General features: G+C 68.5%; 11 protein-coding genes. 2 read left to right on the forward strand and 9 right to left on the reverse strand.

From position 1 onward, the window contains the following. Position 1 precedes the first annotated feature (1 nt). Positions 2-682, forward strand: a complete 681-nt coding sequence (locus AC23D6_RS00215; RefSeq protein ID WP_487750857.1) for a 3-keto-disaccharide hydrolase — start codon at positions 2-4, stop codon at positions 680-682. 182 nt (positions 683-864) lie between these two features. On the opposite strand, the gene fabV is transcribed toward AC23D6_RS00215, so the two are convergent. The 3 genes from fabV to AC23D6_RS00230 all read right to left on the reverse strand — a co-directional run bounded on the left by fabV (position 865) and on the right by AC23D6_RS00230 (position 4503). Continuing rightward, complete coding sequence (gene fabV, locus AC23D6_RS00220) at positions 865-2082, reverse strand: enoyl-ACP reductase FabV (protein ID WP_487750858.1); 1218 nt, start codon at positions 2080-2082, stop codon at positions 865-867. A gap of 166 nt (positions 2083-2248) precedes the next feature. Further along, the gene (locus AC23D6_RS00225) at positions 2249-3685 is read right to left on the reverse strand and encodes an amino acid permease (RefSeq protein ID WP_487750859.1); all 1437 of its coding nucleotides are present in this window, start codon (positions 3683-3685) and stop codon (positions 2249-2251) included. A gap of 167 nt (positions 3686-3852) precedes the next feature. Then, positions 3853-4503, reverse strand: a complete 651-nt coding sequence (locus tag AC23D6_RS00230) for a suppressor of fused domain protein (protein WP_487750860.1) — start codon at positions 4501-4503, stop codon at positions 3853-3855. A 162-nt stretch (positions 4504-4665) separates the two neighbouring features. On the opposite strand from AC23D6_RS00230, the gene AC23D6_RS00235 reads away from it, so the two are divergent. Beyond that, positions 4666-6015: a DNA recombination protein RmuC gene (locus AC23D6_RS00235; RefSeq protein WP_487750861.1), complete on the forward strand. Its 1350-nt coding sequence runs from the start codon at positions 4666-4668 to the stop codon at positions 6013-6015. Between the two features lie 218 nt (positions 6016-6233). On the opposite strand, the gene AC23D6_RS00240 is transcribed toward AC23D6_RS00235, so the two are convergent. The 6 genes from AC23D6_RS00240 to AC23D6_RS00265 are packed head-to-tail and all read right to left on the reverse strand — an operon-like array spanning position 6234 to position 10313. Continuing rightward, a complete protein-coding gene (locus AC23D6_RS00240) occupies positions 6234-7244 on the reverse strand; it encodes an MlaA family lipoprotein (protein ID WP_487750862.1) in 1011 nt (336 codons plus the stop codon). Between the two features lie 28 nt (positions 7245-7272). Further along, entirely contained in the window at positions 7273-7575 is a 303-nt protein-coding gene (locus AC23D6_RS00245) for an STAS domain-containing protein (RefSeq protein WP_487750863.1), read from the reverse strand. Continuing rightward, the gene (locus AC23D6_RS00250; RefSeq protein ID WP_487752690.1) at positions 7559-8221 is read right to left on the reverse strand and encodes an MlaC/ttg2D family ABC transporter substrate-binding protein; all 663 of its coding nucleotides are present in this window, start codon (positions 8219-8221) and stop codon (positions 7559-7561) included. The genes AC23D6_RS00245 and AC23D6_RS00250 overlap by 17 nt, the downstream gene beginning before the upstream one ends. An 8-nt stretch (positions 8222-8229) precedes the next feature. Then, positions 8230-8769, reverse strand: a complete 540-nt coding sequence (gene mlaD, locus AC23D6_RS00255; RefSeq protein ID WP_487750864.1) for an outer membrane lipid asymmetry maintenance protein MlaD — start codon at positions 8767-8769, stop codon at positions 8230-8232. Between the two features lie 3 nt (positions 8770-8772). Continuing rightward, positions 8773-9525, reverse strand: coding sequence for an MlaE family lipid ABC transporter permease subunit (locus tag AC23D6_RS00260; protein WP_093294035.1), 753 nt, complete (start codon positions 9523-9525; stop codon positions 8773-8775). After that, entirely contained in the window at positions 9525-10313 is a 789-nt protein-coding gene (locus AC23D6_RS00265; protein ID WP_487750865.1) for an ABC transporter ATP-binding protein, read from the reverse strand. Before AC23D6_RS00265 ends, AC23D6_RS00260 begins: the two co-directional genes overlap by 1 nt. Between the last annotated feature and the right edge of the window lie 195 nt (positions 10314-10508).

The raw sequence follows: 10508 nt of genomic DNA on the forward strand, positions 1-10508 counted from the left end.
CATGCGCGGCCTGCGGATCGTTCCGGTCCTGCTGGTCGCGCTGATGGCGGGTTGCGCATCGACGCCCGACGCGCCCTGGCAATCGCTGGCAGAGGCGGGCCAGTGGCGCAGCGTCGGCGCTTCCGCGCTGGACGCGCGCTGGCAGGTCCGCGATGGCGAACTCGTGCTGACCGCTGCCGGTGGCGGCGACATCATCAGCGTCGATACCTACGGTGACTTCGAACTGGAATGGGAATGGCGCGTGCCGCTGGGTGGCAACAGCGGCCTGTTCTATCGCGCGGTCGACGCGTCGCCGATCTGGGCGCGGGCGGTGGAGTACCAGCTGCTCGATGATCGGGCAGCCGAAGATCGCATCGTGCCGAGCCACCGTGCCGCGGCGGTCTACGACCTCGTCGCCCCTGCGCGCGATGTGCTGCGTCCCCTCGGGGAGTACAACCAGGCGCGCATCGTCGCCTGCGGTCCGCGCGTGGAGCATTGGCTCAATGGTGTGCGTGTCGCGACCTACGACTTGGACAGCGATGACTGGAAACAGCGGGTCGCCGCCAGCAAGTTCGCCGACCAGGCGGACTTCGCCAAGGCGCGCCGCGGGCATCTAGGCCTGCAGGACCATGGCAATGCCGTATACCTGCGCGACATGCGTATCCGCGCGCTGGGCCCTGAGTGCGCGACGATGCCCCTGTAGGAGCGACGTAAGTCGCGACCGCACGCTGACAGGTGTCGATGGCGCCGGATGATGCATCCCGGCGCATCCGTGATTACTGATGATCCACATGCTGTCCGGCCGTGCGGTCGCGACTTACGTCGCTCCTACAGAAAGAAAAAAGCGGGTCGAAGCCCGCCTTTTTCATGTGCTACGCAAGACGATCAGCTTTCCGGCGACAGCTCGATGCAGTCGAACTGCACGTCCGGGTTCACGTCGGCATCGTAGTCCACGTCGTCGCGCTCGAAGCCGAACAGCTTCAGGAACTCGTGCTTGTAGTTCGCGTAATCGGTCAGCTGGAACAGGTTCTCCGTGGTCACCTGCGGCCACAGCGCCTTGGCCTGCGTCTGCACCTCGGGCCTCAGTTCCCAGTCGTCCAGGCGCAGGCGGTTCTCGTCGTCGGTCGCGGCCGGCTGGCCATCGGCGCGGTACATGCGGTCGCGGTAGAGGCGGTCCAGCTGCTCGATGGTGCCTTCGTGCAGGCCCAGTTGCTTCATCACCTTGAACACGATGCTGATGTACAGCGGCATCACCGGGATCGCCGAACTGGCCTGCGTCACCACCGACTTCAACACCGCCACGTTCGCGGTGCCGCCGGTCTTCTGCAGGCGCGCGTCCAGACGCTGCGCGGTCTCGTCCAGGTCCACCTTCGCCCGGCCCAGTGCGCCGTGCCAGTAGATCGGCCAGGTGATGTCGGTGCCGATGTAACTGAAGGCGACCGTGCGCGCGCCGTCGGCCAGCACGCCGGCCTTGTCGAGCGCATCGATCCACAACTCCCAGTCCTGCCCACCCATCACGGTGACGGTGTCGGCGATCTCCTGCTCGGTGGCTGGCTCGATGGTGGCCTGGACGATCGCGTCCTTGTTCGTGTCGATGGCGGTGGAGGTGTACGGCGCGCCGATCGGCTTCAGCGCCGAGCGCTTCACTTCGCCGGTCGACGGCAGCTTGCGCACCGGCGAGGCCAGCGAATAGACCACCAGGTCGACCTGGCCGCCCATCTCGTTCTTGATCAGCTCGATGACCTTGGCGCGCGCTTCATCGGAGAACGCGTCGCCGTTGATCGAACGGCTGTACAAGCCCTCGGCCTTGGCGAACTTGTCGAACGCGGCCGAGTTGTACCAGCCCGCGGTGCCGGCCTTCTTCTCGTTGCCCGGTTTCTCGAAGAACACGCCCAGCGTGTCCGCACCGAAGCCGAACGCCGCGCTGATGCGGGCAGCCAGGCCGTAGCCGCTGGACGCGCCGATCACCAGCACCTTCTTTGGTCCGTCGTTGCGCACGCCCTGCGCGCGCGTGGCGGCGATCTGGTCACGCACGTTGAGCTCGCAACCGAGCGGATGGGTGGTGGTGCAGATGAAGCCGCGGACTTTGGGATGGATGATCAACGTCGTAACCCGGGGGATGGTGTGCCTGCGCGGCATCTTAGTGCCGCAGCCGCCGGGAATGAAGCGTCCGTGATGCAGACGCAGGCGTATGGAGTAGCGTGCGCTGCGCGCACGACCCCGGGATCTTCACTCGATCCGGGTCGTGCGCATGGCGCACGCTACGTCATCATGCGTCGCCGCCTTTCGCCAGCACGCTGTTGCGGCGGCTGTAGGCCAGGTAGACCACGATGCCCACCGCGTTCCATGCCAGGAACCACAGCTGCGTCCGCTGCGGCAGGCTCCAGAACAGGTAAAGGCAGCCGAGGATCGCGACGGGGCCGACGACCCACGCCAGCGGCGTGCGGAATACGCGCGGACGGTTCGGTTCGCGGCTGCGCAGCACCAGCAGGCACACGCCGACCGCGACGAAGGCCGCCAGCGTGCCGGCGTTGGCCAGCGCGGCGATCTCGTCCAGGCGCGCCACGCCCGCCAGCGCTGCTACCAGGATGGCGGTGAACACGGTGATCGCCACCGGCGTGCCGGTGCGCGCGTTGACCTTCGACAGGCCGCGCGGGAGCAGGCCGTCGCGCGACATCACGAAGAAGATGCGGCTCTGTCCGTAGAAGAACGCCAGCAGCACCGTGGGCAGGGCGACGATGGCCACGATGCCGATCACCAGCGCGGCGGTGCCGTGGCCGAGCTCGCGCATGATCAGCGCGAGCGGCTCGGCGCTCTTGCCGAACACCGTGAAGCTCATCGCGCCCACGGCCGCGACCGCGACCAGCAGGTAGATCAGCGTGCAGCCGATCATGGAACCGACGATGCCGATCGACAGGTCGCGGCCGGGATTCTTGGTTTCTTCGGCAGCGGTGGAGATCGCGTCGAAGCCGTAGAAGGCGAAGAAGATGATAGCCGCGGCCGCCATCACGCCGCGCTCCACGCCCGCCGCATCCACCGACTTCGGGAAGCCGTACGGCATGAACGGCTGCAGGTTGTCGGGGTTGAAGGCCGGCAGCGCGACCGCGATGAACACCGCCAGCGCGATCAGCTTGAACACCACCAGGATCGCGTTGAGCGTGGCGCTTTCGCGCGTGCCCGCCATCAGCAGGCCGGCGACGGCGAAGGTGATCACGATGGCCGGCAGGTTGATCAGGCCACCGGCGTGCGGACCCGCGGCAAGTGCGGTGGGCAGGGTGACGTTCCAGCCGAAATTCTGTTGCACCCACTGCAGGAAGCCGACGAAATAACCCGACCAGCCCACCGCCACGGTGCTGACCACCAGCGAGTACTCCAGGATCAGGCTCCAGCCGACGATCCAGGCGATCGATTCGCCCAGCACGCCGTAGCTGTAGGTGTACGCGCTGCCGGCGGCCGGCATCATCGTCGACAGCTCGGCATAGGCCAGCGCCGCGCAGGCGCAGACGATGCCGGCGATGACGAAGGACAGCAGGACCGCCGGGCCGGCCTTGTCGGCACCCACACCGATCAGCGTGTAGATGCCGGTGCCGACGATGGCGCCGATGCCCAGCGCGACCAGGTGCGGCCAGCTCAGCGTGGGCACCAAGCGGCGTCCTTCCTCGTGCTGGGTGATCCGGTCGATGGATTTGCGCCGTAGCCAGGTCATGGTTTTCCTCGAATGCGTCAGTCGGGCGGCATGCCGGCGACAGGCCGGCATGGAAAGGTGAGGGGGCATGACCCGCGGGCGCATCCCCGCCCCGGGGCCGCCAGCAGCCTATGCGGGCGCGGCGCGGCTGGCAATCGGCGACGCACCACGCAGCGCGCCGTGGCGGTTCAGAGATACGACGGGCGCGCCGGGTCGAACACCAAGGGGTAGCGGTGCACGTCGAGCAGGTCGAGGAAGACATCCAGCCCCTCGTCAGAGCGGACCAGGTCGTACTCTGCATCGGAGACCAGGTGCACGACCAGCGGCTCGACGCCCTGGCCGTGCAGGTGCACGTTGTCGAACAGGTGGCGGTCGGTCGCCACGACCGGCGGCAGCAGCAGGAAAGTGGAGAACGGCGAACCCGCCAGCGGCGGCTCCGGCAGCGGCACGGTATGGCCGTAGCCCAGCCAGCTGCCTTCGATGAACGGCAACTTGGCCAGCCAGCGCAGCTGCGCGATGAAGGCCGGATGCGGCGCGCGCACGTACCAGAACAGCTCGCGTGCGGCGGATTCGTCGCCGTCGTAGCCGTCGGGCATCGACATCAGCCGGTCGCTCATGCCGCTGGTGACCAGCACATAGCCTTCGTCGTCGCCCTCCACGCACGCCTCGACGAAGTTGCGCGCATACACGTGCACGTCGACCCGGTGCCGGCGGTCGTTGTCGCGGTCGATCCGTTCGGGTTCGCCGAGGACCGCCCGCAGGGCAGCTTCGCGCGCCGCCGCGAGGGCGGGCACGGGGTCGGGCGCGGCGCCCATCAGGGTGCGGAGGCGTTGCAGCAAGACGGCTTTCCCCAAGCGTCGATGCGCCGCGACTGTGCGCCGCCCGGCGGCGGGGGGTCAAGGCACATGTGTGCATCCGTGATGCCGCGCCCGCTTCGGCTGCGAGGCCGTTCGCGATGTCGCCGGCGCAGGCGGTGAGACGCCAGCAGCTACACTGTCCGCATGGATTCCCAGACCCTGCTCGTCCTCCTGCTGATCCTCGTCGCCGTAGCCGTCGTCCTGCTCGCGGTGCTGGTGCTGCGCCGTCCCGAGGCCCGCATCGGCGACGTGCTGGAACGCGCGCTGCGCGACGAGCAGCGCGAAGGCCGCAGCGAGCTGCGCGACCAGCTGGAAGGCCTGTCGCGCGCGCAGGAAGTGCGCATCGACGGGTTCGGCCGCAGCCTCGCCGACCTCAGCACCCGCACCGACCAGCGCCTGGACGTGCTGCGCGACACGCTGACCGAAGACGCCCGCAAGGGCCGGCTGGAATCGGCCGAGTCGCAGCAGCGTTTCGCCGACGCGCTGGGCCAGCGCCTCAATGAACTCACCCAGCGCAACGAACAGCGCATCGGCGAGATGCGGCAGACGCTGGAAGGCCGCCTGAAGGAACTGCAGGCCGACAACGCGCAGAAGCTGGAGCAGATGCGGGCGACCGTCGATGAGAAGCTGCAGACCACGCTGGAGGCGCGACTGGGCGCCTCCTTCAAGCTGGTGTCCGAGCGGCTGGAGCAGGTGCAACGCGGACTGGGCGAAATGCAGCAGCTGGCCACCGGCGTCGGTGACCTCAAGCGTGTGCTGACGAACGTCAAGGATCGCGGTGGCTGGGGTGAAGTGCAGCTGGAGAACCTGCTCGAGCAGGTGTTGACCGCCGAGCAGTTCGCGCGCGGCGTCAAAGTGCGGCCGGACAGCGGCGAAGCCGTCGATTTCGCGATCCGTCTGCCCGGTCGCCAGGACAACGACGTGCCCGTATGGCTGCCCATCGACGCAAAGTTTCCTCGCGAAGACTACGAGCGTCTGCTGGACGCGCAGGAGCGTGGCGATACCGAGGGCATGCGCACTGCGGCGACGCAGCTGGAGCGCGCGATCAAGGTGCAGGCGAAGTCGATCAACGAGAAGTACGTGGTGCCGCCGCACACCACCGACTTCGCCGTGCTGTTCCTCGCCACCGAGGGCCTGTACGCCGAAGCGATCCGCCGGCCGGGCCTGGTGGATGCACTGCAGCGTGACCACCGCATCGTCGTTGCGGGGCCGACCACGCTGGCCGCGTTGCTCAACAGCCTGCAGATGGGGTTCCGCACGCTGGCTATCGAGAAACGTTCCAGTGAGGTCCGCCTGTTGCTGGGCGCGGTGAAGACCGAGTTCGGCAAGTTCGCGACCGTGCTGGAGAAGGCGCACACCCAACTGGACACCGTGCAGAACAGCATCAAGCAGGCCGGCGTGCGCACCCGCGCGATCGAGCGCCAACTGCGCGAGGTTGAAGCCTTGCCGGGTGAGGAAGGCCAGAAGCTGCTGGGTGGCGACGAGGCGGAGTGAGGCGTCGTGTGTTGTTCCTTCTCCCCGCCTGCGGGGAGAAGGTGCCCAACGGGCGGATGAGGGGCGGGCGCGGTCTTCATCCATGCGCTGAATCTTTCCCGCTCCGTTCGCCCCTCATCCGCCTTCGGCCCCTCTCCCCGCTGCGCAGGAAGAGAGGAACAGCCAGAAAGAAAACGGCGCCGAGAGGCGCCGTTTTCGTACATCACTTCGCAGCTGCCTCAACCGCCGCCGCTGATCTCCGGCATCGGCATCGCATCGACCGGGACGGTGGGGTTGTTCTCGTCCTGCAGGTACTCCGGCAGTTCGTCCTGGGTCGGCTGCTGCTGGGTACGATGGCTTTCGATCTGGTAGTTGCGGCGCTGCAGCCACGAGTCGCGGACGAGCGCGTAATCGTCCACCGCACCTTCGCGCAGGCTGTCCAGCGACAGCAGCTGGGCGCGCGTATCTACCAAGTTCAGGCCCTGCAGGAAGATGCGCGTCTTGTCGTCCTCGATCTTGCTGACCGGGCTGAGCGGCATGTCGCCGGCCAGGCCGAGCACGTCGCGCACCGTGCGCGGGCCGAAGAACGGCAGTTCCACGTAGCGCGAGCGCTTCCAGCCCCACGTGCCGAGCGTCTGCCCGAAATCCTCGCTGCGCCGCTTCATCTTCAGGTCGCTGGCGGGGTCGAACAGACCCCCGATGCCCAGCGTGGAATTCAGCACGAAGCGGCCGAAGGTCTGCGTGGCGTCGCGCGGACGGCCCTGCAGCAGCTGGTTCACCATGGTCAGCGGCTGGCGCAGGTTGTCGAAGAAGTTGCTCACGCCCAGACGCACCGGGCGCGGCACGGCCGCGGTGTAGGCGCGCGCCAGCGGGCGGGCGACCGCACGGTCCACCGCGTTGTTGAACGCATGCACCTTGCGGTTGAACTTCTCCCACGGGTCGTAGGCGACCGGCGACTGCGCGGGAGCGGGCAGCGAGGGATCGGCGACCGGATCGTAGGCGCCCTGGCCGTAGATGGCGGCGAAGTCGTCCTCGCCTTCCGACGCCGTGGCGCTGGCCGCCGCAGGGGCGGGTGGGTCGATGCTCGCGGGGTCGATCGGCGGCTCGGGTGGCAGCGGGGCCGCCGCGGTCGCGCTGCCGTCGACCACGACCGGTTCGGGCGGTGCGCCGGAGGAGGATTTGGGCGCCGAGGCGCAGGCCGTCGCCAGGGCGGCCAGCAGGACCACGGTGCTGAGGCGGAACAGATTCATCCTGATTCCTGGAGCTGCGGGGGTGGGGTTACGCCGGGAAATCCAGTTCCGGCGTCAGTCGGTACGCGGCCTGCAGGTCGGCCAGGCCAGCGGGCTGGCCTTCGAAACGCGGTGCGGTGCCGGTGGCGCGCACGCGCGCGGCCAGTTCCGCCAACAGTGCCAGCCCGGCGCTGTCCACGGTAGTGACGTTCGTCAGGACGAAGCGTTGCGCGCCGGCCAACTGCGCCGAGGCCCGGGCCCACAGCGCGGCGGCCGCGGCGCGGTCCAGCGCGCCCGTGAACACGAGCGCGTCGCCGTCCCGGCTGATGCCGGCGTCAGTTGCCGCTGGCATTCCCGTTGACCTGCAGCTTGCCGGACTTCAGGTCCGCCGCCACCTGGGCGATGGACTTCTGCCGCAGCGGGGCGTCGAACTGGGTCTTGAAGGTCTGCACGAACGACACGCCCTCCGGCAGCACGTCGAACACCTTCCACTGGCCGCCGACGTTGCGCGCGTAGAAGGTGATCGGGGTGACGGTCTGGTCGGGCTGCATGAACTCGGTCTCGACCTTCACGCCGCGACCGCCGGGCAACGGCGATTCCGATTTCACCCGCACCCTCAGGCGCGCGTTGAAGTCCGCCAGGCGCGCGCCGTAGGCCGACAGCAGGCGCTCGGTCAGCGCTTGGCCGAACAGCTTCACGTCGGCGTCGGAGGCGCCACGGCCGTGCACGCCCAGTACCAGGCGGGCGGAGTAGTCGCCGTCGAACAGCGTGTTGAACTCGCTGGTGACGTACTGGCGCAGCGCGGCCGGGTTGGCCTTGAACTCGGCGCGACGCTGGTCGAGCGTGGCCAGGATGCGCGTGCTGCTGCTCAGCACGACCTGGCTTGCGCTGTTCTGCTTCGCGGCAGCCGCCGGGGCCGGGGCCTGCGCGAACACGACGGCCGGCGCGGAGGCCAGCAGGGCCGCCGACAGGGCGATGGACAGGAACGAGGGCTTCATCAGGGTCTTCATGGCGTGGGTTCTTCCGTAACGGGGGGCGTGGCGGCTTCGCCGCTGGCCGGGGTCTCCCCGGCACCTGCGGCATTGTTGGCGCCGCCGCTGAACATGTACTTGCCGGCCAGTTGGAGCAGGTCCACCGCCGGCTGGGTGAAGGCGATTTCCTCGCCGGGCTTCAGCACTTCCGGGTCGCCGCCCGGGGAGAGGCCGATGTAGTTCTCGCCCAGCAGGCCGCTGGTGAAGATGCCCGCCGCCGTATCGGCCGGCAGGTCCTTGTACTGGCTGTCGATGGACAGGGTGACGATGGAGTCGAACTTGACCGGGTCCAGCTGAATGTCGGCCACCTGCCCGATGACGACCCCGCCGATCTTTACCGGCGCCTGCTTGCGCAGCTGGCCCAGGTTGGTGAAACGCGCGGTCAGCTCGTAGCTGCCACCGCCCACGCCGAAGCGCTTGTTGGTGGAAGCCAGCGCCAGCACCAACAGCGAGGCCAGGGCCAGCAGGAGGAAGGCGCCGACGGCGAATTCGAGGCGGGGTCCACGGACGGACATGGGTCAGCTCCTGAACAGCAATGCAGACATGACGAAATTGAACATCAGCACCAGCAGCGAGGCGTTCACCACCGCGCGGGTGGTCGCTACCGAGGTGCCCTCGATGGTGGGCTCGGCGTGGAAGCCCACGTAGGCCGCGACCAGCGCGCTGGTACCGCCGAACACGGCCGATTTCAGCAGTGCCACGCCGAAGTCGTCCCAGAAGTCCACGCTGTTCTGCAGCGCGGACCAGAAGGTGCCGTTATCCAGGCCGAGCACGTGCACGGCCTCGAAATAGCTGGCGCTGATCGCCAGCGAGCAGAAGAAGCCGGTCAGCAGCGGCACCGTCAGCACCGCCGCCCAGAAGCGCGGCGCCACAGCCTTGGCCACCGGGTCGATGGCCATCAGCTCCAGCGCCTTGATCTGGTCGGTGGCGCGCATCAGGCCCAGTTCGGCGGCGATGGAGCTGCCGGCGCGGCCGATGAACAGCAGCGCGGTCAGCACCGGGCCCAGTTCGCGGTACAGCGACAGCCCCAGCAGCGTGGACAGCGCATCGCTGGCGCCGAACGTGGTCAGCGTGCGGTAGCCCTGCAGGGTCAGCACCAGGCCCACGAACGCGCCGCCCACGGCGATGATCGGCAGCGAGCGGCCACCGATCTTGTAGATCTCGCGCGTGAGTTCGGCGAAGAAATCGCGGGTCGGCGTCGAGGCGCGAAAGACCGACAGCGAGAACAGACCGGCGCGGCCGAGCGAACGGGTGGCGGCGACGAAGGGCATCAGGCGGCTTCCCCGCGCTTGACCGTATCGAACGCGATCGGGCCGTCCGGCTCGCCGCGCAGGAACTGCTTCACCAGCGGGTCCGAGCTCGCGTCCAGTTCCGCCGGCGTACCGGAGAAGACCAGCCCGCCGTTGGCGATCACCACCGCCTGGTCGGCGATCGGCAGCGTCTCGTGCACGTGGTGGGTCACGATGATGCTGGTCAGGCCGAGCGTGTCGTTGAGGCGCTGGATCAGGCTCATGATCACGCCCGAGGCGATCGGGTCCAGGCCCGTCAGCGGTTCGTCGTAGATCATCAGCGGCGGGTCCAGTGCCAGCGCGCGGGCCAGCGCCACGCGGCGCGCCATGCCGCCGGACAGCTCGCGCGGGTAGGCGTCGGCGGCGGCGCGCAGGCCGACCGCGTTCAACTTGAAGTCCACCAGCCGACGGATCAGCGCGTCCGGCAGCTTCGTATGCGTGCGCAACGGCAGCGCCACGTTCTCGGCCACCGTCAGGTCGGTCAGCAGGCCGTTGCCCTGCAGCAGCACGCCCACGCCCTTGCGCATTTCCAGCAGCGCGCGGCTGCGGTGCGGGACGGGCTGGCCGAAGACTTCCACGGTGCCTGCGGCGGGCGGCAGCTCGCCGGTCAGCGCCGCGAGCATCGTCGACTTGCCACTGCCTGACGGGCCGAGCACGGCAGCGATGCTGCCGCGGGGCACGGTCAGGTCGATCCCGCGCAGGATGGTGCGGCCGCCGCGATCGAGGCGGAGGCCGGACAGGTGCACGGCAGGGGCGTCGGCAGGCGTCATGGGCGTCGTCGGCGGACCAGCAAAGGGTTAACGGAAAAACAACGGCGTAGCTTCACGGCCATCGGCTGAACATAAACCGTACCGCGCAGTTTGATTATTGTGGCATCGCCGGACGTCCTCGCGCATGAGCGTGCTTGAATCCGGCGGGCCGTAGCGGAATAGGACCTCCAACCACGGCCTTGCCATGGGGCATGC

The sequence above is a fragment of the Pseudoxanthomonas sp. G3 genome, assembly GCF_057654715.1.

Coding starts and splice junctions, on each gene's coding strand:
- AC23D6_RS00250 (WP_487752690.1), bottom strand. CDS start 8,221: ATGAAGCCCTCGTTCCTGTCCATCGCCCTGTCGGCGGCCCTGCTGGCC.
- mlaD (WP_487750864.1), bottom strand. CDS start 8,769: ATGTCCGTCCGTGGACCCCGCCTCGAATTCGCCGTCGGCGCCTTCCTC.
- AC23D6_RS00240 (WP_487750862.1), bottom strand. CDS start 7,244: ATGAATCTGTTCCGCCTCAGCACCGTGGTCCTGCTGGCCGCCCTGGCG.
- AC23D6_RS00265 (WP_487750865.1), bottom strand. CDS start 10,313: ATGACGCCTGCCGACGCCCCTGCCGTGCACCTGTCCGGCCTCCGCCTC.
- AC23D6_RS00215 (WP_487750857.1), top strand. CDS start 2: ATGCGCGGCCTGCGGATCGTTCCGGTCCTGCTGGTCGCGCTGATGGCG.
- AC23D6_RS00235 (WP_487750861.1), top strand. CDS start 4,666: ATGGATTCCCAGACCCTGCTCGTCCTCCTGCTGATCCTCGTCGCCGTA.
- AC23D6_RS00225 (WP_487750859.1), bottom strand. CDS start 3,685: ATGACCTGGCTACGGCGCAAATCCATCGACCGGATCACCCAGCACGAG.
- AC23D6_RS00260 (WP_093294035.1), bottom strand. CDS start 9,525: ATGCCCTTCGTCGCCGCCACCCGTTCGCTCGGCCGCGCCGGTCTGTTC.
- AC23D6_RS00245 (WP_487750863.1), bottom strand. CDS start 7,575: ATGCCAGCGGCAACTGACGCCGGCATCAGCCGGGACGGCGACGCGCTC.